This window comes from Streptomyces sp. TLI_105, from assembly GCF_900105415.1.
In the GTDB taxonomy this organism is placed as follows: domain Bacteria; phylum Actinomycetota; class Actinomycetes; order Streptomycetales; family Streptomycetaceae; genus Streptomyces.
Map to the genome: position 1 here is coordinate 2,977,145 of NZ_FNSM01000001.1, position 23,459 is coordinate 3,000,603.

20 protein-coding genes are annotated in these 23,459 nt (G+C 73.1%); 7 read left to right on the forward strand and 13 right to left on the reverse strand.

Going from position 1 to position 23,459, the window contains the following annotated elements:
• Positions 1-16: 16 nt before the first annotated feature.
• The 7 genes from BLW86_RS13405 to BLW86_RS13435 all read right to left on the reverse strand — a co-directional run bounded on the left by BLW86_RS13405 (position 17) and on the right by BLW86_RS13435 (position 9,237).
• Positions 17-2,587: a SpoIIE family protein phosphatase gene (locus BLW86_RS13405; protein WP_093874255.1), complete on the reverse strand. Its 2,571-nt coding sequence runs from the start codon at positions 2,585-2,587 to the stop codon at positions 17-19.
• Between the two features lie 144 nt (positions 2,588-2,731).
• Complete coding sequence (locus BLW86_RS13410) at positions 2,732-3,154, reverse strand: ATP-binding protein (RefSeq protein WP_093874256.1); 423 nt, start codon at positions 3,152-3,154, stop codon at positions 2,732-2,734.
• Between the two features lie 144 nt (positions 3,155-3,298).
• Positions 3,299-3,784: a (deoxy)nucleoside triphosphate pyrophosphohydrolase gene (locus tag BLW86_RS13415; protein ID WP_256341302.1), complete on the reverse strand. Its 486-nt coding sequence runs from the start codon at positions 3,782-3,784 to the stop codon at positions 3,299-3,301.
• A gap of 40 nt (positions 3,785-3,824) precedes the next feature.
• Positions 3,825-4,004, reverse strand: coding sequence for an SPOR domain-containing protein (locus tag BLW86_RS13420; protein WP_093874257.1), 180 nt, complete (start codon positions 4,002-4,004; stop codon positions 3,825-3,827).
• A gap of 1,092 nt (positions 4,005-5,096) precedes the next feature.
• Positions 5,097-5,849: a GntR family transcriptional regulator gene (locus tag BLW86_RS13425; protein ID WP_093874258.1), complete on the reverse strand. Its 753-nt coding sequence runs from the start codon at positions 5,847-5,849 to the stop codon at positions 5,097-5,099.
• A gap of 432 nt (positions 5,850-6,281) precedes the next feature.
• Entirely contained in the window at positions 6,282-7,451 is a 1,170-nt protein-coding gene (locus tag BLW86_RS13430) for a DUF4190 domain-containing protein (protein WP_177181642.1), read from the reverse strand.
• A gap of 211 nt (positions 7,452-7,662) precedes the next feature.
• Complete coding sequence (locus BLW86_RS13435) at positions 7,663-9,237, reverse strand: S8 family peptidase (RefSeq protein WP_093874260.1); 1,575 nt, start codon at positions 9,235-9,237, stop codon at positions 7,663-7,665.
• 183 nt (positions 9,238-9,420) lie between these two features.
• Here BLW86_RS13435 and BLW86_RS13440 point away from each other — a divergent pair, with 183 nt between their 5' ends.
• On the forward strand, positions 9,421-10,533 hold the full coding sequence (locus BLW86_RS13440) for a threonine synthase (protein WP_093874261.1): 1,113 nt from the start codon (positions 9,421-9,423) through the stop codon (positions 10,531-10,533).
• 4 nt (positions 10,534-10,537) lie between these two features.
• On the opposite strand, the gene BLW86_RS13445 is transcribed toward BLW86_RS13440, so the two are convergent.
• Positions 10,538-11,299, reverse strand: coding sequence for a DUF4232 domain-containing protein (locus tag BLW86_RS13445; protein ID WP_093874262.1), 762 nt, complete (start codon positions 11,297-11,299; stop codon positions 10,538-10,540).
• A 129-nt stretch (positions 11,300-11,428) separates the two neighbouring features.
• Positions 11,429-14,074, reverse strand: a complete 2,646-nt coding sequence (locus tag BLW86_RS13450; protein WP_093874263.1) for an AfsR/SARP family transcriptional regulator — start codon at positions 14,072-14,074, stop codon at positions 11,429-11,431.
• Between the two features lie 236 nt (positions 14,075-14,310).
• On the opposite strand from BLW86_RS13450, the gene BLW86_RS13455 reads away from it, so the two are divergent.
• Entirely contained in the window at positions 14,311-14,925 is a 615-nt protein-coding gene (locus BLW86_RS13455) for an antibiotic biosynthesis monooxygenase (RefSeq protein WP_093874264.1), read from the forward strand.
• A gap of 110 nt (positions 14,926-15,035) precedes the next feature.
• Here the strand turns inward: BLW86_RS13455 and ychF are convergent, their stop codons facing one another.
• Complete coding sequence (gene ychF, locus BLW86_RS13460) at positions 15,036-16,124, reverse strand: redox-regulated ATPase YchF (RefSeq protein ID WP_093874265.1); 1,089 nt, start codon at positions 16,122-16,124, stop codon at positions 15,036-15,038.
• Positions 16,125-16,285: 161 nt separating this feature from the next.
• On the opposite strand from ychF, the gene BLW86_RS13465 reads away from it, so the two are divergent.
• On the forward strand, positions 16,286-16,948 hold the full coding sequence (locus BLW86_RS13465) for a DUF6542 domain-containing protein (protein WP_093874266.1): 663 nt from the start codon (positions 16,286-16,288) through the stop codon (positions 16,946-16,948).
• A gap of 133 nt (positions 16,949-17,081) precedes the next feature.
• Here the strand turns inward: BLW86_RS13465 and ppgK are convergent, their stop codons facing one another.
• Both ppgK and BLW86_RS13475 read right to left on the reverse strand, forming a co-directional pair.
• Positions 17,082-17,837, reverse strand: coding sequence for a polyphosphate--glucose phosphotransferase (ppgK, locus tag BLW86_RS13470; protein WP_093874267.1), 756 nt, complete (start codon positions 17,835-17,837; stop codon positions 17,082-17,084).
• A gap of 30 nt (positions 17,838-17,867) precedes the next feature.
• Positions 17,868-18,929, reverse strand: a complete 1,062-nt coding sequence (locus BLW86_RS13475) for a 4-hydroxy-3-methylbut-2-enyl diphosphate reductase (protein WP_093874268.1) — start codon at positions 18,927-18,929, stop codon at positions 17,868-17,870.
• A gap of 54 nt (positions 18,930-18,983) precedes the next feature.
• Here BLW86_RS13475 and BLW86_RS13480 point away from each other — a divergent pair, with 54 nt between their 5' ends.
• The 4 genes from BLW86_RS13480 to BLW86_RS13495 all read left to right on the forward strand — a co-directional run bounded on the left by BLW86_RS13480 (position 18,984) and on the right by BLW86_RS13495 (position 22,824).
• Positions 18,984-20,336, forward strand: coding sequence for an APC family permease (locus BLW86_RS13480; protein ID WP_093874269.1), 1,353 nt, complete (start codon positions 18,984-18,986; stop codon positions 20,334-20,336).
• A gap of 140 nt (positions 20,337-20,476) precedes the next feature.
• A complete protein-coding gene (xseA, locus tag BLW86_RS13485; RefSeq protein WP_093874270.1) occupies positions 20,477-21,694 on the forward strand; it encodes an exodeoxyribonuclease VII large subunit in 1,218 nt (405 codons plus the stop codon).
• Between the two features lie 135 nt (positions 21,695-21,829).
• On the forward strand, positions 21,830-22,093 hold the full coding sequence (locus tag BLW86_RS13490) for an exodeoxyribonuclease VII small subunit (protein ID WP_093878648.1): 264 nt from the start codon (positions 21,830-21,832) through the stop codon (positions 22,091-22,093).
• 140 nt (positions 22,094-22,233) lie between these two features.
• Positions 22,234-22,824 carry a malonic semialdehyde reductase gene (locus tag BLW86_RS13495; RefSeq protein ID WP_093874271.1) on the forward strand — a complete coding sequence of 197 codons (591 nt, stop codon included), beginning with the start codon at positions 22,234-22,236 and terminating at the stop codon, positions 22,822-22,824.
• A 62-nt stretch (positions 22,825-22,886) separates the two neighbouring features.
• Here BLW86_RS13495 and BLW86_RS13500 read toward each other — a convergent pair whose 3' ends face one another.
• Positions 22,887-23,420 carry a DUF4245 domain-containing protein gene (locus tag BLW86_RS13500; protein ID WP_177181643.1) on the reverse strand — a complete coding sequence of 178 codons (534 nt, stop codon included), beginning with the start codon at positions 23,418-23,420 and terminating at the stop codon, positions 22,887-22,889.
• Between the last annotated feature and the right edge of the window lie 39 nt (positions 23,421-23,459).

Here is a 23,459-nt window from a genome sequence, read left to right on the forward strand (position 1 = left end):
ACGGAGGATCGGCCGTTCAGAACATGCTGAGGAGCTGCTCCACCGTGGGCTCCGCCGCCCCCTCGCCGTCCGGCAGGGCCAGTTCGAACCAGACGGTCTTGCCGCGCGGGGTGCGGCGGGAGCCCCAGGAGGCGGAGAGCAGCCCGACGAGCTGGAGGCCGCGGCCGCCCTCGTCGGTGTCCCGGGCCCTGCGGCGCCGTGGCTGGACCAGGCCGGAGTCCCAGACCTCGCAGACGAGGGTGCGGTCCCGCAGCAGGCGCAGCCGGATCTCGCCCTCGCCGTAGCGCAGGGCGTTGGTGACGAGTTCGCTGACGAGGAGTTCGACGGTGTCGACGAGCGGTTCGAGGTCCCAGGCCGCGAGCTGGGCGCGGGCGAGTTCGCGGGCCCGGCCGACCGAGCGGGGTTCCCTGGGCAGTTGCCAGTCGCCGACCGCCTCGCTGGGCAGCCCCTGGATCCTGGCCATGAGGAGGGCGATGTCGTCCTCGCCGTGACCGGTGTTCAGGCTGGTGAGGACCCGGTCGCAGACGTCCTCCAGGGGGCGGGCCGGGTCGGTGAGGGCGCGCCGGAAGGCCTGGAGGCCTTCGTCCAGGGGGTGCTCGCGGGACTCGACGAGCCCGTCGGTGTAGAGGGCGAGGAGGGCGCCCTCGGGCAGTTCGACCTCGACCTCCTCGAAGGGCTCCCCGCCGACGCCGAGCGGCATGCCGGGGGGTACGTCGAGGAGCATGGCCTCCTCGCCCGGTTCGACGAGCACCGGCGGGAGGTGCCCGGCGTTGGCGAAGGTGCAGCGGCGGGTGACCGGGTCGTAGACGGCGTAGACGCAGGTGGCGAGGTAGACCTCGGAGAGTTCGGGTCCCCGGTTCTTGTGGGTGCGGGACTGCTGGGCGCCGATGGGGGCGCCCAGGCCGCGGGCGATCTCGTCGAGGTGGGAGAGGACCTCGGCGGGCTCCAGGTCGAGCTGGGCGAGGGTGCGGACGGCGGTGCGGAGTTCGCCCATGGCGACGGCGGCGCGCAGGCCGCGGCCCATGACGTCGCCGATGACGAGGGCGGTGCGGTGGCCGGGGAGTTCGATGACGTCGAACCAGTCGCCGCCGACCTCGGTGGCGGTGGTGCCGGGGAGGTAGCGGCAGGCGATGTCGAGTCCCGCGGCCTCGGGGTCGCCGGGCGGGAGCAGGCTGCGCTGGAGGATGAGGGCCCGCTCGTGCTCGCGGCGGTAGAGACGCGCGTTGTCGATGCAGACGGCGGCGCGGGCGGCGAGTTCGACGGCGAGGGCCCGGTCGCGCTCCCCGAAGGGCTCGCTGCCCTTGGCGCGGGAGAACTGGACGAGGCCGACGACGGTGTCGTGGGCGGTCATCGGGACGACCAGGGTGGACTGGACGAGGTCCCCGTCGGAGCCCGGGACCGTCCGGATGCGTCCGGTGCGCAGGGCTCCGGCGCAGGGCGAGTTGAACGGGTAGCGGTGGACGGCCCCGACCTCGATGGACACGGGACCTGGGCAGCCGCTGTCCGGGCCGTGCCCCTCGTCGGTCCTGAGGGGGGTGTCGGAGACGGCGCTGGCGAAGGCGACCCTGCGGAGTTCGGCGCTGCCCGCGCCGTAGCCGACGTCGTGGGAGTTCCCCCAGCGGCCGGGCGGTGCCTCGTCGCCGGTGAGGAGGCCCTGGTAGAGGTCGACGGAGGCGAGGTCGCAGAAGCCGGGGACGGCGACGTCGAGGAGCTCGCGGGCGGTGGCCTCCAGGTCGAGGGAGTTGCCGATGCGGGCGCCGGCCTCGTTGAGCAGGGCGAGGTTGCGGCGGGCGCTGGCGGCCTCCCTGGCGGCGTTGTGCCGGCGGGTGACGTCGATGCCGAGTCCGGCGACCCCGATCGGGCGGCCGGAGCCGCTGTGCACGCGGTAGAGGTTGATGGACCAGTGGCGACGGTCCCTGGCGCCGGGGGCGGCGCCGACGATCTGGAAGTCGGTGACGGACTCGCCGGTCTCCAGGACCTTCCGGAGGGCGGTGGTCATCCGGTCGGCCTCGGCGCGGCCCAGGTAGTCGTGGACGGTACGGCCCCGGTGGTCGTCGGCCTCGCCGCCGAAGACGGTGGCGAAGCGCCGGTTGGCCCGCTTTACGGTGAGGTCCGTGCCGAAGAGGAGGAAGCCGAAGGGGGATTGGCCGAATATCGCCTGGGAGGCGGCGAGGTCGGTCTCGATGCGGCGCAGGGCGCGCACGTCGACGACGATGCACAGCGCGGCCCGTTCCCCGGTCTGGGTCTCGCTCGGCATGACGTACATCTCGGCGATGCCCCGGGGCCGGTCCTCGCCGGGCATGCGGAAGGGGACGAGGCCCGTCCACTCCTTGCCGTCGAGGATCTCCTTGACCCGTCGGTGGCCGCGCTCGCGCAGGTCGGCGGGCATGAAGGCCTCGACGGGGTCCTTGCCCCTGGCCTCCTCCGCGGTGACCCCGAAGAGGTCCACGGCCCTTCGGCTCCACTGCTCGACGAGGCCGTCGGGCCCGATCGAGAAGGACGCCACCCGGATGTAGTCATAGATGGAGCCGGGCGGGCTGCTCTGCCACACGACGCCGCCGCTCGCCGTCTCAGGTATCTCGCTCACGCGACCGTCCCCTCCAGCTCACCGCACCGGACCGGCCATGCCCGCAGTATTCAATACGGCAGGCCCCGACGGCACGACGTTCACGATCACAGGGTGGTCTCGTTCATCCCTGGTCGAGTACCGGTGATCGTTGTCCCACCCTGTTTACTCACCAGGGAGAGCCAGCTCGAACCATACGGTTTTGCCCGTCCTTCCTCTACGGGTCCCCCAGCGGCGAGCGGAACAGGCCACGAGCGCGAGGCCCCGGCCCCCCTCGTCGTCGGGTCCCGGGGCCCGCTCGGTCGGCGGATCCGGAAGCGGATCGGAGACCTCCACCAGGAGCGCCGGGGTCTGCGCCGCGTCGGCGGCGTCGTCGTGGGGACGGACGAGGCGGACGCCGATGGGGCCGGAGGCGTACCGCAGCGAGTTGGTCACCAGCTCGCTGACCAGCAGGACGGTCACATCACCGAGGGCCGTGTCGAGCTCCCAGGCACGCAGGGTCTCGCGCACCGCGTGGCGGGCCGTACGCACGGCGTTGGCCTCCGCCGGGAAGTTCCACTCCGCGCGGTCGCCCTCGGTGTCGATCACACCCGATCACTTCCCCAGCCGTGCGTCAGCAGGAAGGTCCATGCCCCCTCCCAGGGGGGTCATTCTGGACATACCCGCTATTTAGGACGGGATATCCCGCCGGGCGCGTCAGCGGGCGCACGGTGGCACGAACGGCGTAGGGACTCAGTCGCGCGCTCCGTCGGCGGGGGCCGCCGGCAGTCTCAGCGCGGCCTCGGCGACGGCGGGGCGGTCCTGGTCGAGCCAGTCGACCGAGTCCAGCTCGCCCCGCGAGAGCCAGCGGAGCTCGTCGTGGTCCTCCAGGGGGCGCGGTTCGCCGGAGAGCAGCCGGGCGGTCCACACCCGCAGGACGTATCCGGGCTTCAGCGGCCACTCGCCGGGGAGGCGTTCGCCCGGCTCGACCTCGACGCCGAGCTCCTCGCGGAGTTCGCGGACCAGGGCCTCTTCCGGCCTCTCGCCCGGTTCGAGCTTGCCGCCTGGCAGTTCCCAGCGGCCGGCGAGCTCGACGGGGGCGCTGCGGCGCGCGGCGAGCAGCCGCCCCCGGTCGTACAGGGCGCCCGCGACGACGACCACGACGCCGGCCCCCTGGCCGGGGCCGGCGTCGCGGTGGTGCTCGTGGGGCGCGGCGGGGTCGGTGGTGCGTTCCGTCATGGGCGCGAGCGTAGCCCGGCCCGGTCGGCGCCCGCCGGGGTCAGAGGGCGGGACTGCCGATGCGCTCGACCCAGTAGAGCTGCTTGTGCCCGCGGTCGTCGAGGCTGTCCGCGATCTTCTGGGCTTCGTCCTTGGTCGCGTACCGCCCCACCCGGTAGCGGTTGCCGTTGTCGTCCTGGCGTATGACGAGCCAGGGAAGGACGGGGCCGCTGTCGGTCATCAGGCTTCTCCCTCCGCCGGTCCGGGTGCCGTCAAGGATCTCCGGGAAACCGCAATCCGCATATGCCGGAGCTTACGCCTGACCTTCACACAGCGGATACGGGTTTTCACAAAGAGGCACGGATCGGCCGAGAACCGACGGAGGGAGGCCGAAGGGCACGCTCTGGGCGCCACGGCGGGGACGGGCGGGAACGGCTCAGGACGGGCGGGACCGGCACCAGGGCCGGCCGACAGCGGCACCAGGACGGGCGAGGACCGGCATCAGGGCGGGAGCGGCTCCACGACGGGCGAGGCCGGCACCAGGACGGGACGAGGCCGGCATCAGGACGGGCGGGAGCGCCTCCCCGCAGACGCGGGCCGCCCGCCCACAGGGGGCCTCCGCGCCGGAAGGCATCGCGCACGACGCGGGCGCGGCCGGACGCGCCCGTCGGCGCGGCATGCCGCAAGCCCCTTCGGGGGCGGGCGACGCGGCCGGGGGCGGGCAGCGCGGCCGGGTGCGGGCGACGCCGCCGGGGGTGGTGTCGGCGACGGGCGCGGCGTCAGTGCCGGGGGTGGCGTCAGCGCCTGGGCGGTAGCGACGCCGGACGCGGCCTTGGCTCCGGACGCGGTAGCGACGCCGGAGGCGGTGGTGACAGTGGAGGCGATGGTGACGCCGGTCGCGGGCCTGGCGACGGTCGCGGGCCTGGCGACGGTCGCGGGCCTGGCGACGGTCGCGGTCGCGGCGACGACGACGGTCGCGGGCCGGCGGCTACGGTCGCGGGCCGGCGGCGACGGAAGGAGCATGGCAGGAACGGCTCGTGACGGCCGCCGGCGGCGGCGCGGCCGCCACGGACACGGAGTCACGTGGCTGACGGCCCGTCGTCGCGGTACGGCTCCAGGGGCTGACCACCCGTCACCTCTGCTCGGCCGCAGGGACCGGCAGGCCGCCACTTCCACTCCGCCACAGGGGCTGCCGGGCCGTCGCCGCCCGGCCATGAGGACCGGCGACCGTCGCCACCCGGCCGTGAGGACCGCCCGCCGTCGCCCTCGCCCAGCCCCGGGGACCGACCGCCCGTCGCCCCCGCGCGGGCATCCGCCGCGCGGTCGGCGCCGGTCAGCGCACCGGCAGGTGGTACGTGAGGCGGTAGCGGTCGGCCGGGACGACGACGTCGGCCGTCTCGACGGCGCGGCCCGAGGCGTAGTACGTGCGCTCCACGACCATGACCACGTGCCCCGGCACCCCGCCGAGGGCGAGGAGCTCCTCCGCGAGGCCGGGCCGGGCCCCCACCTCCTCCACCACGTTGTCCACGACCACGTCGATGGCCGCCATGCGCTCGACGACGCCGCAGCCGCCCAGGGGGCCCTCCTCGGGCAGCATGACGGGGGTCCGGCCGGTGACGGCGAGGGGCTCCCAGGAGGTGGAGACCATCATGGGCTCGCCCCCGTCCCGGTACACGTACCGCGTCCGCATCACCCGCTCCCCCGGCTCGATGCCGAGCCGCTCGGCCACCTCGACGCTCGCCGGCTCCTGCTCGCTGTTCGACTCCCAGGTGCCGCGGGTCCCCTCGGCGGCCTGCTCCTGGCGGAAGGGGCTGGCGCCGGACGCGGGACGGTAGCCGGAGCGGGCGATCCGCCGGGGCACGGGACGCTCGCGCACATAGGTCCCCGAGCCCGACCGCCCTTCCACGAGCCCCTCGGCCATGAGCACCTTGCGGGCTTCCAGCGCGACGGTGTCCGACACCCCGTACTCCTCGCGGATGCGTGCCTGCGAGGGGAGGCGGGTATGCGGTGGAAGCGAGCCGTTGGCGATCTTCTCCCGCAGATCGCTCGCCACGCGCAGGTAGGCGGGCTGCTCACCGAACGTCACTGGACACTCCCCTCAGGTTGACTGACAGCTACAGCCTGACAACCGACGGTCGCGATCCGCAAGCATGGGCCAGAGTTTCACTCGAAGTGATGACAATCCCGGCCACCCGCGGTCGGCCGGGGAGATGTCGCCCGGACCTCTTGACCCCTATTGGTCCAGACCAATAGGTTCTGCCCGAACGCCCCGGCCCACGTGTGCCGGGTCCACCAGCCGCGGACCGGCACCCCGCCGCTCACGGTGCTCCGGGGACGGCGGTCGGTCACGGACCGCCGTCCCCGGAGCGCCGTCCCGGTCCGCACACGGCGGGGCCGGGCCTCCCGACGAGGGAGACCCGGCCCCGCCCCCGTGACCCCGCCCCCGTCCCCGTAACCCCGCCCGTCCCCGTAACCCCGCCCGTCCCCGTAACCCCGCCCCCGTACGGACGCGTCCGGCTCAGGCCTGGGTGCCCTCGCCCGCCGGCCGTGCGTCCGTCAGGCCGAGCGCGGCCCGCGCGTCGGCGCCCAGGTCCTCGGGAAGGGCGTCCCAGGCGGCGTCGTACGCCCCCCAATAGGCGTCCGCGTCGGCCGCCGCGGCCAGCTCGCCCCAGCGCTTCGAGGCCGTGTCGAGCTCCTTGCCGAGCGCCGCGAGCGCGGCCTTGGACGTGCCGGGCCAGTCGTGGTCCCGCACGCCCGCGCGGGCCGAGTCGATCGCGGCCAGCATCTCGCCGGCCCACTTCCGGTTGGCCTCGAAGTCCTCGTCCGGGTCGTCCTCCGGCTCCTCGTGGCCGAGCTTCTCGACCGGGTTGAGGCTCAGCAGGAACTGCTCCTGATCGAGGGTCAGGCTGGTCGAGTCGGAGCGCAGGGAGCCGCTGAACGACGTCTTCTCGGTGGCGAGCGCGCAGGTCACCGTCCGGTCGCCGAGGCGCCAACTCTGGCTGCTGGGCAGGTAGTAGTAGGTCCAGACGTCCTGGGGGATCTTCCAGGTGTCCAGCGCGTAGGACGAGTTGACCGCCTCGCAGCGCGTCTGGGCGAGCTGGTCGATCGGGTCGTCACCGGGCCACTTGTCGAAGCCGGTCACCTCGAAGTCCCCGGTGACCTCGCCGTCGTGCGGGCGGGCGCAGTCGACGACCTTCACGTCCGTCGCGTACTTCTCCCCCTTGCTGCCGTCGGTGAAGCACTGCCCCGTACGCAGCGAGTACGGCGACTTGGAGCGGGAGGCCTCGTCCACGCCCTCCTGGAAGCCGTTCCACGCCGAGCTGAAGCCGCCGCTCGCGAGGCCGACGACGAGCAGCAGGGAGCTGACGGCGGAGAGCACGATGCCGGCGATCGCGAGCCCCTTGCCCGCCTGGTCCTTCTTCCTGATCTGCGGGAGGGCGACGAGGCCGAGGATCAGACCGAGGGGCGGGAGGCAGCAGACGATGCCGGAGACGAGGGAGCCGATGGCGAGTCCGTTGGTGGAGCGTCGCGGCGGCTGCCCGTACGGGGCGGCTCCCGGCCCCCCGGGCGGGCCGCCGTAGGGGCCGGCCGCGTACGGCATTCCCGGGGAGGTGTACGGGCCGGGGGCGGGCCATCCCCCGGACTGCGGTCCGCCCCCGGGAGGCGGGGTCGGCTGGCTCGGCTCCACGAGTACGTGCTCCTGTTGCGGGCGGACGATGCGAACAAACGCTCGGGCGCGCATCGTACGCGGCGGGGCGGAGGGAGCGGCCACTCGGGGCCCGCCGGGCGGAAGGGGCACGGCCGGAAGGCGCGCGGCCGAAAAGGACGCGCCCGGAAGGGACATGGCCGGAAGGGGCGGCCGTCACGAGACGACCGCCCCTCGCCGGTTCGGATCGGGATCAGAACTGCAGGGCCCAGGAGTCGATCTTCCCGGTGTCGTAGGCCGCGTTGTCCGTGACCCGCAGCTTCCACGTGCCGTTGGCGACCTCCGAGGAGGCGTTCACGCTGTACGTGGTGTTGATGTTGTCCGCGCTGCCGCCGGTGCCGAAGGCCTTCAGCGTGTACGCCGTGCCGTCGGGGGCGATCAGCTGGACCTGGAGGTCACCGATGTAGGTGTGGACGATGTTCACGGGCACCTGGAGGGTGGCGGGGGCGTTGCCCGTGACGCCGCTGACGGTGACCGGGGACTCGACGGTCGCGTTGTCGTTGATCGCGTAGTCCGCGGTGTTCTCGAACTTCGGGCCGGTGGGCGGCGGGGTGGTGCCGCCGCCGACGTACAGCAGCTTGTTCGGGGAGCCGGTGCCGGGGCTGGTGACGACGTTCGGGGTGGCGGCGGTCGTCAGGGCCGTAGAGACCTGTGCCGGGGTCGCCGTCGGGTTGTCCGCCAGGTAGAGGGCGGCGGCGCCGGCGACGTGCGGGGTCGCCATCGACGTGCCGGAGATGGTGTTGGTGGCGGTGTCGCCGGTGCCCCAGGACGAGGTGATGGAGGAGCCCGGGGCGAAGAGGTCGAGGCCGCTGCCGTAGTTGGAGTAGCTGGCCTTGGCGTCGCTCGACGTGGTGGCGCCGACGGTGATGGCCTCGGCCACGCGCGCGGGCGAGTGGTTGGCGGCGTTGTCGGTCTCGTTGCCGGCGGCGACCGCGTAGGTGATGCCGGAGGCGATCGAGTTCCGGACGGCGTCGTCGAGGACGGAGTCGACGCCGCCGCCGAGGCTCATGTTGGCGACGGCCGGCTTGACGGCGTTCCGCGTGACCCAGTCGATGCCCGCGACGACCTGCTCGGTCGTGCCGGAGCCGGAGTTGTCGAGGACGCGGACGCCGACGATCTTCGCCTTCTTGGCGACGCCGTACGACGTGCCCGCGACGGTGCCGGCCACGTGGGTGCCGTGGCCGTGGCCGTCCTGGGCGGTGTTGTCGTTGTCGATGGCGTCGTAGCCGTAGGAGGCGCGGCCGCCGAAGTCGGTGTGGGTGATGCGGACGCCGGTGTCGATGATGTACGCCGTGACGCCCTGGCCCGCGGAGTCCGGGTAGGTGTAGCTCTGGTTCAGCGGAAGGGCCCGCTGGTCGATCCGGTCCAGGCCCCAGGAGGGCGGGGAGGGCTGGGTGCCGTCGATGTGGAAGACGCGGTTCTGGACGACGGACTTCACGGCCGGGTCGGCCGCCAGCTTCCGCGCCTGCGCCTCGGAGAGCTCGACGGAGTAGCCGTTGACCGCCGTGGTGAAGGTCCGCTTGATCTTCGCGCCGAACTTGGCGGCGACGGCCCGGCCCTTGGCGGTCTCCGCCTGCGCGGACTCGTCGAGGGTGACGATGTAGCTGCCCGGGACGGTGCCCTCGGCGCCGGCGTTCTCGATGACGCCTTCGGGGGCGGTCGGCGCGGCGGCCGCCGGGAGGGCGGTGAGGGAGCCGAGGGCGAGGGCGGCGACGGCGATGGCCGCGGCGGTGGCCGTCCGGCGACGCGGTGTACGCATCACTGACATGTGGGGGGTCCTCCTCGTGGGGGCAAGACAGGAGCACGACACGATTGCGACATGGACATGTCAATACGACACGGGAGGCCCGCGCCGTCTCGAACGTCCGGCTGCCGAGCGAAAGATTGACGGATCCATAGGAATCTCACAAGGGTCCTCACAGCTCCGCAACACCCGTGGCACAGGCCTGACATGCTGCCCCTCATGACCGCCTACGAGTGCCCCCGCTGCCGGATCCAGTCCCCCACCGACGCCCTCACCTGGTGTTGTCCCCGGTGTCGCGGCCCCTGGGACCTCGCGTTCACGAGTGCGCCGGTCTCCCTCCCGTCACTCGCCTCACGCGTGAATTCATTGTGGCGTTACACGGAGGCGCTACCTCCGCTCCCGTACGGGCCCGAGGTGAGCCTCGGGGAGGGCCGCACACCGCTCGTCCGCCTCACCGACTCGGTTTCGGCCAAACTCGACTTCCTCATGCCGACCCTGTCCTTCAAGGACCGGGGCGCCGTGATGCTCGCCGCGCACGCCCGCCGACTGCGGCCCCGCACGGTGCTCGCCGACAGCAGCGGCAACGCGGGCACGGCGATCGCGGCGTACGGCGCGCGGGCCGGGCTCGACTGCGTCGTGTACGTCCCCGGGGGCACGTCCCCCAAGAAGCTGGAGCAGATCCGGGCCCACGGCGCCCGGGTCGTCGAGGTGCCCGGCGACCGCGAGGCGACGGCCCGGGCGGCGCGCGAGGCCGCCGACGAGCCGGGCGTCTTCTACGCCTCGCACGTCCACAACCCGTACTTCCTGCACGGCACCAAGACCTACGTCTACGAGCTGTGGGAGGAGCTCGGCGGGCGCCTCCCGGACACGATCGTCGTCCCCGTCGGCAACGGCACCCTGCTCCTCGGCGCCGCCCTCGCCCTCGACGAGCTGCACCGCCACGGCCTCGTCGACACCCGGCCCGCCCTGGTCGCCGTCCAGGCGGCGGCCGTGTCCCCGCTGGCCGAGGCCTTCCACGCGGGCGCGGAGGACCTCGCACGGCCGGCCGACGCCCGCCCCACCCTCGCCGAGGGCATCGCGATCCCGGCCCCGCCGCGCGCCCGCCAGATCCTGCGGGCGGTCCGCGCGACGGGCGGCACGTTCCTGACGGTGACGGAGGATCAGATCCGTACGGCGCAAAGGGACCTGGCCCGCCGGGGCCTGTTCGTCGAGGCGACCGGCGTGGCCTGCTGGGCCGCGGTGAGCACGGCCCCGCCCCGCCCCGGCCTCACGGTGGTGCCGCTGTGCGGGGCGGGCGCGAAGACGGGTCTTGCGGCCTGACGGATCAGAACTCGTCGGCGCCGTTGCGGAGCTCGTACGTCCAGTAGCCCGTCTTCGCGGCGGCCTCGTCGACCGCCAGGCCGCCGGCGGGGGCCTTGACGACGATGCTGCCCTCGGCCGGACCCTGGGCGGCGAAGAGGTTCACGTTGAACTCGTTCACGACCTTGTTGTCCTCGTGGACGCCGCCGAGCGCGATCCGCACGTTCGCGTAGGCGGGTGCGCCGGGCTTCAGGACGATCGGCGCGGCCGGCTTGCTCTTCGCGACGGCCGGGACGTCCTTGGCGGTCTGGATCGGGCCGAAGGCGATGAGCGGGTACTCGAGCAGGGTGCACGAGCGGCCGGAGGTGTTGGTGGCGGTGAGGGTGATGTGCTCGGTCGGGACCTCGTCCGCCTTCGCCGCCGTGACCTTGATGTCGCCGTAGGCGCAGGCGGGGGTCGCGGCGGAGCTCTTGCCACCGGTGGAACCGGTGGAGCCGGTGCTTCCGGTGGCGGAGCCGGACGTGGAGCCACCGGTGGTGGATCCGGCCGTGGAGCCGCCGGTGGCCGAGCCGCCCGTGGAGCCCGAGCCGCCCTTCGCGGCGGTCTGGTCCGCCGTGCCGCCGCCGGCCGCGCCGTTGTCACCCGCACCCGCGGCGGCCTGGGAGGAGCTCGCGCTCCCCGCGTCCTTGGCGCCCGCGGCGTCGTCCCCGCCGCCGCAGGCGGTCAGGCCCAGCGAGAGGGCGGCGATGGCGGCGGCCAGGACGGTGTTCCTGCGGTGGTTGCGCATGGTGGTTCTCCCCCGTTGACGCGGTCGGTCGGGGCGCACGCTCGGTGCGTGCGCCTCGCGGCACCGGACTGTTCTCCCCGGTGCTGCATCCAGCTTCCCGGCCGGCGCTGCCGTCCCGCTTGCGTACCGCTAACGATTCGCTGTCAGCCGCGAGAGGTGCGCCGCCGCCCGCGCCGAACCCTCGGTGAAACCGGCCGCGTCGGCCGCGACGATCGCGCGTTCCAGCTGGTCGGCGGCCTCTTCGAGACGGCCGATACCGGCCAGCGCCTCGCCCCGGGTGATCTGCAGCGAGGCCCGGGTGACCACCGCGTCGGGCGCGACCAGTTCCCCGGCGCGAAGGGTGTGCGCGAGCGCCGCCTCGTACTCCTCCGCCTTCAGGCAGTGGCCCGCCAGGTGCTGGAGGGTCAGCACCTGGGTGGACGGGTGGCCGGTGCGGTCGGCGAGGTCGACGGCGTGCAGCATGAGCAGCCCGGCCCGCTCGTGCTCCCCGCTCGCGTCCAGGACGGCCGCGTAGTTGACGTAGGCGATCGCCTCGCTGATCGGGTCGCCGGCCCGGGCGGCCAGCCCGGGCGCCTTCTCCAGGTGGACCAGCGCCTCGGCGTCCCGGCCCTCCTCGTGCAGGATCCAGCCGAGCAGGGCACGCGTGCGTGACTGCGCATCGAGGTCGCCGATCGCCTCGGCGGAGGCGAGCCCGGCCTCCAGGAGCGGCGTCCAGCCGTCGCCGATCCGCATGAGCATCAGCGGCCACTGCACGAGCGCGATCCGCCAGGCCCGGTCGTGCATCCCGAGGGCGGCCGCGGCGGCGACGGCGCCCTCCAGGGCGGGCCGCTCGGCCGCGTACCAGTCGAGCGCCGCCGTACGGTCCTCGAACTCCCTCGTCGCGGCGGGCCGTCGGGCGTCGGCGGGCAGCGAGTAGCAGGGCTGCGAGCCGGGCTCGGCGGCGGCGTCGGCCGCGAGGCCCGTGTAGAGGTAGTGGTCGAGGAGCCGGGGCAGGCCCTCGGGGTCGGCCTGCGGGGCGACATGGCGCGCGTAGAGGCGCACCAGGTCGTGCGGTGTCCAGCGGCCGGGGACGGCCTCGGTGAGCAGGTGCGCGGCGGCGAGCCGGTCCAGGTCGGCGGAGGCCTGCCCGGGCGTCGTCCCGGCGAGCGCGCCCGCCGCGAACCGGTCCAGGTCGGAGCCGGTGTGCAGGCCGATCGCGCGGAACATCCGGGCGGCGGACTCCGGCAGCTGCTGCACGGTGAGCCGGAGCGCGGCGGAGACGCCCCGATCCTCCACGTCGAGCAACGCCAACCGGCCCTGCTCGTCGGCGAGTTCCGCCACCATGGCATCGAGCGTCCACTGCGGCCGCTCGGCCAGGCGGGCCGCCGTCACCCGGAGGGCGAGCGGCAGTCCGTCGCAGAGCCGGGCGAGCCGGGTGGCGGCGGCCGGTTCGGCGGCGACCCGCTCCTCGCCGAGCACGGTCGTGAGCAGGGCGGCCGAGGCGGCCGCCCTGAGGTGCCCGAGCGGCACGGGGCGGGCGGCGTCGGAGGCGATGAGGCCGCCGAGCCGGTCGCGGCTGGTGACGAGGGTCGCGCAGTGGTCGCCGCCGGGCAGCAGCGGCCGGACCTGCTCGGAGGAGCGGGCGTTGTCGAGGACGACGAGCAGTCGGCGTCCGGCGGTGAGGGAGCGGAACAGCGCCCCGCGCGCGTCGACGGTCTCGGGGATCCGCTGCGGCGGGACGCCGAGGGCGAGCAGGAACTCCCGCAGGACGGCGGCGGTCTCGGGCGCCGGGGTGTCGCTGAAACCGCGCAGGTCGGCGAAGAGCCGCCCGTCGGGGAAGTCGGCGAGCCGCTCGTAGGCCCAGTGGACGGCGAAGGCGGTCTTGCCGACCCCGGCGGGCCCGGTGACGAGACAGACGGGACCGTCCCCGGCACGCACGGCACGGTCGAGCGCGGCCAGCTCGGCCCCGCGGCCGGTGAAGCCGCGCGGCGCCCGCGGCAGGCCCTCCGGCGCCGGGGCCCTGACCTCGACGGCGGGACGGGGCACGGAGACGGGAGCGGCGGAGCGGAGCAGCGTCGCGTAGGCCTCGCCGAGGGTCTCGCCGGGGTCGACGCCCAGCTCCTCGGCGAGCAGCCGCCGGGTCCTGTGGTACCAGTCGATCGCGTCGGACTGCCGGCCGGAGCGGGCGAGCGCCAGCATCAGCGCGGCGGCCAGGGACTCGCGCAGCGGGTGGGCGACGGCCTCGGTACGCAGGACGGCGGCGGCCCTGCCGTGCTCGCCGAGCTGCCCGTACGCCTCCGCCAGTGCCTCCACCGACGCGAGCCGCATCTCCTCCAGGCCGCTCGCGGCGGCTTCGAGGGGCCTGCTGTGCACGGTGCCGGTGAGCGCGGGCCCCTGCCAGTACGACAGCGCCTCCCGCAGCATCCGCACCGCGTCGGCGGGCCGGCGCTGGACGCCGGCGAGCCCGACGAGCTCCTCGAAGCGGTGGGCGTCCACGAGCGACTCGGGCATCCGGAGCACATACGCCGAACCCTGCGTCGCGAGCTCGACCCCGTACGCCTCGGCCCCGTGCTCGGCGAGCAGCGCCCGCAGCCGCGAGACGTGCCCCTGGAGGACGGTCTTGGCGTGCGTGGGCGGCTCCTCCTCCCACAGGGCGTCGATCAACTGACCGACGTTCACGGCACTGTTGGGCCGCAGCAGCAACATGGCCAGCAGACTGGACCGCTTGGCGGGCCCCAAGGCTACGTCCCTGTCCTCCGTCACCAACGCGACGGAGCCGAGCAGCCGGAACTCCACCTGTATACCTCCGCGATCCCTCTCCCCCGTTTTCCGAGAAATCGAGGATACGTGGGCGGGAGGACCACCCGCGCCGACGCGGGCCCCCTCCGTCACCTCCGCCGGGTGGCCACGGTCACATCGCTCGGGGGCTTCACCTGATTGCCCCCGCCGCGTTGCCCTCCCTCGGCCCCGGCCCTCGCATGGAGGGGGAGACATGAGCCCGCACGGGCCCCCGGAAGGCAGGAAAGGGAGCTATGTACGTTCGCAGCATCTACGCAACGGGTGATCCGGCCGAGCTCGACGGGGCCGCCGAGGCGCTCCGGACCGAGGGGCGCGAGCTGCTGTCGGCGCAGCCGGGCTATCGCGGGATGGGGCTGTTCGTCGACCGCGATCTCGGCAAGCTCCTGGTGGGATCGTGGTGGGACGACGAGGCCTCCCGGCAGGCCAGCTTCGAGAAGCTGAGCAAGCGGCGGGCCGAGCTCTTCGCGCCCTTCGCGCAGACCACGATGGTCGACAACTGGGAGGCGGCGGTCGCCCGGCGCGCGGAGGACCTCGGGTCCGGCGGGGGCTTCCGGCTGGTCCGCATGAACGTCGAGCCGGCCGACATCGACCTGCTGGTGGACACGTTCCGCGAGACCTCACTGCCCCGGATCCAGAAGATCCCCGGACTGGACGGCATCTCCCTCCTCGTCGACCGCGACCGGGGCAGAGCCGCCGTCGGCGCGCTCTACGGCGACCGCAACGCACTCGTGGCATCCCGCGGCGCGGTCGCATCGGTCCGAGGAGAGGCCACGACGAAGGCCCGCGCGACCACCACCAGCCTGGAGGAGTTCGAGGTGGTCCTCGCCACGGCGGTCCCCCACGCCTGACCCCGCGCCCTGAGCCGTCACGGCCATGCGGAAGGGGCCGACTCCACGAGGAGTCGGCCCCTTCTCACCTGCGTGCCTGCGAAATCACCTCGCACGCGGCGACAAGCCGATCAGACGTTGAAGCGGAACTCCACGACGTCGCCGTCCTGCATGACGTACTCCTTGCCCTCCATGCGGGCCTTGCCGGCCGCGCGGGCCTCGGCGACCGAGCCGGTGGCGACGAGGTCGGCGAAGGAGATGACCTCGGCCTTGATGAAGCCCTTCTGGAAGTCGGTGTGGATGACACCGGCCGCCTCGGGGGCCGTCGCGCCCTGCTTGATCGTCCAGGCGCGGGATTCCTTCGGGCCGGCCGTCAGGTAGGTCTGGAGGCCGAGGGTGGCGAAGCCGACGCGGGCGAGGGTGGCGAGGCCGGGCTCCTCGGCGCCGACGGACTGGAGGAGCTCCATGGCGTCCTCCTCGTCGAGCTCGGCGAGGTCCTGCTCCAGCTTGGCGTTGAGGAAGATCGCCTCGGCCGGGGCGACCAGGGCGCTCTGCTCGGCCTTGAAGGCGTCGTCCGTGAGCTCGTCCTCGTCCACGTTGAAGACGTACAGGAACGGCTTCGTGGTGAGGAGGTGGAGGTCGTGCAGCAGCTCCGCCTTCTCCGAGCCCTGGACGATGCCCTGCGAGAAGAGGGTGTCGCCCTTCTCCAGGATCGCCTGGGCGGCCTCGACGGCGGCGACCTTGGGCGCCGTGTCCTTCTTGATCCGCATCTCCTTCTGGAGGCGCGGCAGGACCTTCTCGATCGTCTGGAGGTCCGCGAGGATCAGCTCCGTGTTGATCGTCTCGATGTCGTCCTTCGGCGAGACCTTGCCGTCGACGTGGACGACGTTCTCGTCCTTGAAGGCGCGGATGACCTGGCAGATCGCATCCGACTCGCGGATGTTCGCGAGGAACTTGTTGCCCAGGCCCTCGCCCTCGCTCGCGCCGCGCACGATGCCGGCGATGTCGACGAAGTCGACCGTCGCCGGGAGGATGCGCTGGGAGCCGAAGATCTCCGCGAGCTTGGTCAGGCGGGGGTCGGGGACACCGACGACGCCGACGTTGGGCTCGATCGTGGCGAACGGGTAGTTGGCCGCCAGCACGTCGTTCTTGGTCAGGGCGTTGAACAGGGTCGACTTGCCGACATTCGGCAGACCGACGATTCCGATCGTGAGCGACACGGTGGCGACTTCCTGAAGTGTGGATGGTGGGCCGATCCCCCAGTTTACGGGCGGGCCGAACCGGCCAGTGACGGAGACCTTCGGTCGTTCTCGGGGGCAAGGTCACCCAAAGGGCGTGTCCCGGACCCGGTTCCCGCCCCTTTCCGACCTACGTTGGTCGGGTGGAGCAGCACAGGACAAGTCAGCCGCAAGGTCGCCGAAGGCCGCAGACCCCCGCCACGCCGCCGGTCGCACCGCCCGGCGCTCTCGTGGAGGGCGCGGCCGTCTACCGCGTGACCGGCAGGGCCGGCCGCGCGCCCGGTCGCGCCCGCGTGGAGCGGGCCGTGGTCGCCGGCGGCCCTGCGGCCCGTGCGTCCGGGCGGCCCGCCGGGCGCCGACCCGTGCCGCCGGTCGTCCTCGCCCTGCGCCGGCTCCCCTCGCCCCGCCTCACCGGGCTCGGTGCCGGGCTCTTCGCCTCCGCCGTCATGCTGGCCCTCGGCCTCCTCGACCAGCTGCTCCTGGACGGCTCCCCCGTCGCCTACGGGCTGCTGTTCCTGCCGGTCAGCGCCCTGACCGCGCTCTGGGTCCGGACCGCCGACCTGGTCACCGCCCCGATCGGCGTCCCCATCGCCTTCGCCGTCGGCGTCGTCCCCATCGCGGGCGGCACGGGCGGCTTCGGAGGCCAGGCCATGGCCGTCGTGACCGCCCTCGCCGTGCACGCCGGCTGGCTCTACGGCGGCACCCTCGTCGCCGGTCTCATCGCGAGCGTCCGCAAGCTGCGGGACATGGGGCGGCGCCATCAGCGTGCTGCTGCTGCGGCGGCGGGGCGGCGGCCCGTGGCGTAGTCCGGATCCAGGATCTCTGATCCTGGATCCGATCTGCGGGATCCTGGAGCCTGTAGGTCGGATCCAATATTTGAGATTTGTATGCCGGATATTGGATCCCGGAGCTCCGCCCCGCCTCGACCCCGCCCGCCCCTCAGACCAACCTCGCCGCCGTCCCCGCCGCCATCCCCGCCCCCACGATCCCCGCGTTGTTCTGCAGCTCCGCCGGGACGATGTTCGCGCGGATGCCCTTGATCAGCGGCAGGAACTTGTCCGCCTTGCGGCTCACACCGCCGCCGATGATGAAGAGCTCGGGCGAGAAGAGCATCTCGACGTGCGCGAGGTACTTGCTCAGCCGCCGGGTCGCCCAGTGCTCCCAGGTGAGGCCCTCGTCCTCCTTGGCCTTGGTCGAGGCCCGGGTCTCCGCGTCGTGGCCCTTGAGCTCCAGGTGGCCCAGCTCGGTGTTGGGGACGAGCCGGCCGTCGACGAAGACGGCGGAGCCGATGCCCGTGCCGAGGGTCAGCAGGATCACCGTGCCCTTGCGGCCCCGGCCCGCGCCGAAGGTCATCTCCGCGACCCCGGCCGCGTCCGCGTCGTTCAGGACGGTCACCGGGAGCCCGCCGAGGCGGTCGCTGATCAGGGTGCCGGCGTCGACGCCGATCCAGGACTTGTCGACGTTGGCGGCCGTACGGACGGTGGAGCCGGTCACGACGCCGGGGAAGGTCACCCCCACCGGTCCCGTCCAGCCGAAGTGCCCCACGACCTCCGCGACGCAGCCCGCCACACCGTCGGGTGTGGCGGGCTGCGGGGTCAGTACCTTGTGGCGCTCCTCGGCGAGCGCCCCGTGCTCCAGGTCCACGGGCGCGCCCTTGATGCCCGAGCCGCCGATGTCCACTCCGAAGACGTTCATGGACCCCACGGTAAGGGCAGGCGCGCCGCGCTACTCCTTGACGGGCGCGGCGGGCGCGGCGGGCGCGGTCGCCGCGAGCTTCTCGGCCTCGGCCCGCAGGTCCTTGTTGCGGAGCTCCTTGGGCAGCGAGAAGGTCAGGGACTCGTCCGCCGTCTTGACGATCTCCACGTCCGCGTAGCCGCGCTCGGCGAGCCACTCCAGGACCTCCTGCACCAGGACGTCCGGGACGGAGGCGCCGGAGGAGAGGCCGACGCTGGTCACGCCCTCCAGCCAGGCCTCGTCGATCTCGCTGGCGAAGTCGACCAGGTACGCGGCGGGGACGCCGGCCTGCTTGGCGACCTCGACCATGCGGATCGAGTTGGAGGAGTTCTTCGAGCCGACGACGATCACCAGCTCGGCCTGGCCGGCGAGCTCCTTGATGGCGGTCTGGCGGTTCTGCGTGGCGTAGCAGATGTCGTCGGACGGCGGGGAGATCAGCTGCGGGAACTTCTCCTTCAGCGCGTCGACCGTCTCCATCGTCTCGTCGACCGAGAGCGTGGTCTGGGAGAGCCAGACGACCCGGGAGGGGTCGCGGACCTCGACCTTGGCCACGTCCTCCGGGCCGTCGACCAGCTGGATGTGGTCGGGCGCCTCGCCGGAGGTGCCGATGACCTCCTCGTGGCCCTCGTGGCCGATGAGGAGGATGTCGAAGTCCTCCTTGGCGAAGCGGACGGCTTCCTTGTGGACCTTGGTGACCAGCGGGCAGGTGGCGTCGATGGTCGCGAGCCGGCCCACGCGGGCCTCCTCGTGGACGGTGGGGGCGACGCCGTGCGCGGAGAACATCACGATGTTGCCCGGCGGCACCTCGGTCGCCTGGTCGACGAAGATCGCGCCCTTCCGCTCCAGCGTCTGGACCACGTACTTGTTGTGGACGATCTCGTGCCGGACGTAGATCGGCGCTCCGTACTGCTCCAGGGCCTTCTCGACGGCGATCACGGCACGGTCCACGCCCGCGCAGTAGCCACGGGGAGCGGCGAGCAGGACACGCTTCGGGCGGTTCGTCGCGGAGGCGGAATCGGGCGTCGGCGCGGGCGTTGCAGTCATGCGTCCCATCGTAAGGCCGCGTCGGTGAGCGGTTGGAGCGGCGCCGTGGCCGAAACTGGCGCCATGGCTCAGGAGACGCAGGTGGCGGACCACGAGAGGCTCCGTCGGAATCTCGGATTCCGCGACCTTGTCGTGTACGGACTGCTGTTCATCGCCCCCATGGCGCCGGTCGGGGTCTTCGGCACGCTCGACGCGAAGTCGCACGGGGCCGTCGCACTGGTGTACGTCGTGGCCACCGTCGCCATGGCGTTCACGGCGTTCAGCTACGCCCAGATGGTGCGGGTGGCACCGCAGGCCGGTTCCGTCTTCACGTACGCGCGCAAGGGCCTCGGGGAGGGGCCGGGATTCATCGCCGGGTGGATGGCGATGCTCGACTACCTGCTGATCCCGGCCGTCGCCTACCTCTTCGCGGGCATCGCGATGGAGGCGCTGGTCCCGGAGGTGGACCGGTGGGTGTGGACCGGCATCGCCGTGGTGGTCACCACGCTGCTGAACCTGTGGGGCGTGCGGGCGGCGGCCCGGGTCGGCTTCGCGGTGCTCGCGATGGAGATCGTCGTCCTGCTGGTCTTCGTCGTGTCGGCGGTGGTGGTGCTCGTACGGGACGGGGCGCTGCGCGACGGGTGGTCGCCGCTCACCGGTGACACCGCGTTCTCGCTCGCCGCGGTGGTGGGCGCGGTGTCGGTGGCCGTCCTGTCCTACCTGGGCTTCGACGCGATCGCCTCCTTCGCGGAGGAGGTCACGGGGGGCTCGGCGAAGGTGGCCCGGGCGGTGCTTTTCTGCCTGGCGCTCGCGGGCGTCCTGTTCGTGGCCCAGACCTGGCTGGTGGCGCTCCTCGAACCGGTCTCCTCGGCGGAGCTCGCCGCCGACCCGGCCAAGCAGGGCTCGGCCTTCTACGACGCCGTGGACGCCTCGGTCGGCGACTGGCTGCACGACCTGGTGGCCGCGTCGAAGGCGATCGGCGCGGCCTTCGCGGCGCTCGCGGGGCAGGCGGCGGGCGGCAGGCTGCTGTTCGCGATGGGCCGCGACCGACGTCTTCCGCACCTCCTCGCCCGCACCGACGGCGGCGTCCCGCGCGTGGCGCTGCTCGTCGCGGCGACGGTGACGATGATCGCGGCGGTGTGGGCGGCGCGCCGGGACGACGGCCTCGACCACCTGGTCTCGGTCGTCGACGTCGGCGCGCTGACCGCCTTCGTCCTGCTGCACGCGAGCGTGGTGGGCTGGTTCGCCGTACGGCGGGCGGAGGGGCCGCCGCACTGGCTGAAGCACGTCGTCCTGCCGGTGGTCGGCGCGGCGATCCTGATCGCGGTGATCGTCGAGGCCTCGCCCGCCGCGCAGGTGGTGGGTGTGGTGTGGCTGGGGGTGGGCCTCGTCGTCCTCGCCGTCCAGGGCGCGACGAGGACGTCCACGCGCGCGTAGAGCACGTGTCGTGCGCGTGAAGCCTGTGCCGCGCACGCAGACCACGTCCACGCGCGCGTGACGCCGCTCGGAGCTCCCGGGCGGGCCGGCCGGCCGTACGCGCCCCTGACGTTGTCGTACCGCGCGGTTACGCTCGGTCCATGGCTCTGACTACGTCCGCCGAAGCACCGCTTCCCGTCGGTGAGGTCTCCCGGCTCATCGGGGGGTGGATCGACCGGCTCGGGGCGATCTGGGTCGAGGGGCAGATCACGCAGCTGTCGCGGCGCCCCGGCGCCGGGGTCGTCTTCCTGACGCTGCGGGATCCCTCGCACGACATCTCCATCAGCGTCACCTGCTACCGCCAGGTCTTCGACGCGGTCGCGGACGTCGTCTCGGAGGGCGCCCGGGTCGTCGTGCACGCCAAGCCCGAGTGGTACGCGCCGCGCGGGCAGCTGTCGCTGCGGGCGGTGGAGATCAAGCCGGTCGGGATCGGCGAGCTGCTCGCCCGGCTCGAACAGCTGAAGCGGAGCCTGGCCTCGGAGGGGCTGTTCGCCCTCGACCGGAAGAAGCCGCTGCCGTTCCTGCCGCACCTGGTGGGCCTGGTCTGCGGCCGCGCCTCGGCGGCCGAGCGGGACGTCCTGGAGAACGCGCGCCGTCGCTGGCCGGCCGTCCGCTTCGAGGTGCGGAACGTCGCGGTGCAGGGCGTGAAGGCCGTCCCGCAGGTCGTCGGGGCGGTCAGGGAGCTGGACGCGCACGAGGACGTGGACGTGATCATCGTGGCTCGGGGCGGCGGCAGCGTCGAGGACCTGCTGCCGTTCTCGGACGAGCAGCTGATCCGTACGGTGGCCGACTGCCGTACGCCGGTGGTGTCCGCGATCGGGCACGAGCCGGACTCCCCGCTGCTCGACCTGGTGGCCGATCTGCGCGCCTCGACGCCCACGGACGCGGCCAAGAAGGTCGTCCCGGACGTCGGCGAGGAGCTGGACCGGGTGCGCGGGCTGCGGGACCGGGCGCTGCGGACCGTGCAGGGGCTCCTGGACCGGGAGGAGCGCGGCCTGGCGCACGCGCTCGCGCGGCCCGTCATGGAGCACCCGCAGCGCATGGTGGAGGTCCGCGAGGACGAGGTGGCGGCGCTCCTGGCCCGGAGCCGACGGGTCCTCGGGCACCTGCTCGACCGGGCGGACTCGGAGCTCTCGCACACGCGGGCGCGGGTCCGGGCGCTGTCGCCCGCCGCGACGATGGAGCGGGGGTACGCGGTGCTCCAGCGGGCGGACGGGACGGTGGTCCGCTCCCCCGAGGAGGCCGCGGAGGGCGAGGAGCTGCGGGCCCGGGTCGCCGAGGGCGAGTTCACGGTGCGCCGCGTGCCCGACCCGGCCTGAGCGGACGACCCGAGCGGGCGACCTGCGCGGACGACCCGAGCGGGCGACCTGCGCGGACCATCTGAGCGAAGCCCCCGAGCGGGAAAACAGGGCAGTCGAGGAAGAAACGACCGGACACGGCGGATGGAGCGGCACATGGCAGTGGGTACGAGCACGGACGCGGGCGCGGAAGAGGCGGCCCTCGGTTACGAGCAGGCGCGGGACGAACTGATCGAGGTCGTCCGGCGCCTGGAGGCGGGCGGGACGTCCCTGGAGGAGTCCCTCGCGCTCTGGGAGCGGGGCGAGGAGCTGGCGAAGGTGTGCCGGCGCCGCCTGGAGGGGGCGCGGGCCCGGCTCGACGCCTCGCTGGCGGCGGAGCGCGCGGGCGAGGCGGACGAGGGGGAGGACGGGGGCGAGTAGGTCCGGCGCGTAGACTCCGAGTGAACCGGATCACTATCCGGATAGATTAGTTGAATTTTCACCAACCCTGGGCGTACTGTCGAGACATCGCTTGAATCTTGTACGAGCGAACCCCCCTTGCAGTTCGGAAGGTACGCAGCATGTCCCTCGCCCTTGACGCCGTCGCCCAGGACCTCCTCTTCCGTGAGGCCCGTACCGCCAACACGTTCACCGACGAGCCGGTGACCGACGAGCAGGTCCAGGCGATCTACGACCTGGTGAAGTACGGCCCCACCGCCTTCAACCAGACCCCGCTGCGCATCACCCTGGTCCGTTCCCCCGAGGCCCGCGAGCGCCTGGTGAAGCACATGGCCGAGGGCAACCAGGCCAAGACCGCCGCCGCCCCGCTGGTCGCGATCCTCTCGGCCGACAACGAGTTCCACGAGGACCTGCCGGCGCTGTTCCCGCACTTCCCGCAGGCCAAGGACGTGTTCTTCTCCGAGCGCCCGGTCCGCGAGGGCGCCGCGCTGCTGAACGCCGCCCTCCAGGCCGCGTACTTCATCGTGGGCGTCCGCGCCGCCGGCCTGGCCGCCGGCCCGATGACCGGCCTGGACTTCGCCGGCGTCCAGAAGGAGTTCCTGGACGACGACCACACCCCGCTCATGGTCGTCAACATCGGCAAGCCGGGCGAGGACGCCTGGTTCCCGCGCTCCCCGCGCCTGTCGTACGACGAGGTCGTCACCACCGTCTGAGCCTGACGGCAGCACGGAGAAGGGCCCCGCACTCCACGAGTGCGGGGCCCTTCTCCGTACGCTCAGACCTTCTTCGCCTGGAGCGAGCCGGCCATCTCCGCCAGCCGCTCGAAGGAGGCCGTGCCGGTCACCACGGTCGTCGCGCCGTTCTCCGTACGGACCAGCGCGTCGTACTTCGGGCCCTCCCAGCGCTGCCAGACCCGCCCGGCCACCGTCTGGGTCTTCCCGGTGTTCTTCGCCTTCCGGGTCACCTCGGGCACGAACTTCCCCGGCTCCGTCGTCGACTGGTTGACCGCCACGTACTGGGTGTCCGGGGAGAGGAAGCCCAGCTGCCAGGCGTCGCCCTTCTCGCGCTTGTACGAGACGACCGTCGCCTTCCATCCCTCGCCGAGGCCCTCGGGGGCCAGCACCGGATACGGCGCCGCCCGCTGGGCCGTGAGGAGCTCGACCCGGTAGTCCTTCGCCTTGACCGGTTCGGCGCTCTCGTCGTGCGGGATGAAGAGATACATCACGCCCGCGGCGACCATGATCACCCCGAGGGACTGGAACATCCCGCGTACCGTCTGCCTGCCTCGCATACCTGCCACGCCCACCATGGTCGCATCATGGTGTCTTGCTCATACGTGGGCCCCTCT

Excerpts from the sequence above, each read along its gene's own strand:
- BLW86_RS13415 (WP_256341302.1), bottom strand. The coding sequence starts at position 3,784 with ATGACGGAACGCACCACCGACCCCGCCGCGCCCCACGAGCACCACCGC.
- BLW86_RS13420 (WP_093874257.1), bottom strand. The coding sequence starts at position 4,004 with ATGACCGACAGCGGCCCCGTCCTTCCCTGGCTCGTCATACGCCAGGAC.
- BLW86_RS13435 (WP_093874260.1), bottom strand. The coding sequence starts at position 9,237 with ATGTCAGTGATGCGTACACCGCGTCGCCGGACGGCCACCGCCGCGGCC.
- BLW86_RS13440 (WP_093874261.1), top strand. The coding sequence starts at position 9,421 with ATGCTGCCCCTCATGACCGCCTACGAGTGCCCCCGCTGCCGGATCCAG.
- BLW86_RS13445 (WP_093874262.1), bottom strand. The coding sequence starts at position 11,299 with ATGCGCAACCACCGCAGGAACACCGTCCTGGCCGCCGCCATCGCCGCC.
- BLW86_RS13455 (WP_093874264.1), top strand. The coding sequence starts at position 14,311 with ATGTACGTTCGCAGCATCTACGCAACGGGTGATCCGGCCGAGCTCGAC.
- ppgK (WP_093874267.1), bottom strand. The coding sequence starts at position 17,837 with ATGAACGTCTTCGGAGTGGACATCGGCGGCTCGGGCATCAAGGGCGCG.
- BLW86_RS13475 (WP_093874268.1), bottom strand. The coding sequence starts at position 18,929 with ATGGGACGCATGACTGCAACGCCCGCGCCGACGCCCGATTCCGCCTCC.
- BLW86_RS13480 (WP_093874269.1), top strand. The coding sequence starts at position 18,984 with ATGGCTCAGGAGACGCAGGTGGCGGACCACGAGAGGCTCCGTCGGAAT.
- xseA (WP_093874270.1), top strand. The coding sequence starts at position 20,477 with ATGGCTCTGACTACGTCCGCCGAAGCACCGCTTCCCGTCGGTGAGGTC.
- BLW86_RS13490 (WP_093878648.1), top strand. The coding sequence starts at position 21,830 with ATGGCAGTGGGTACGAGCACGGACGCGGGCGCGGAAGAGGCGGCCCTC.
- BLW86_RS13495 (WP_093874271.1), top strand. The coding sequence starts at position 22,234 with ATGTCCCTCGCCCTTGACGCCGTCGCCCAGGACCTCCTCTTCCGTGAG.
- BLW86_RS13500 (WP_177181643.1), bottom strand. The coding sequence starts at position 23,420 with ATGGTGGGCGTGGCAGGTATGCGAGGCAGGCAGACGGTACGCGGGATG.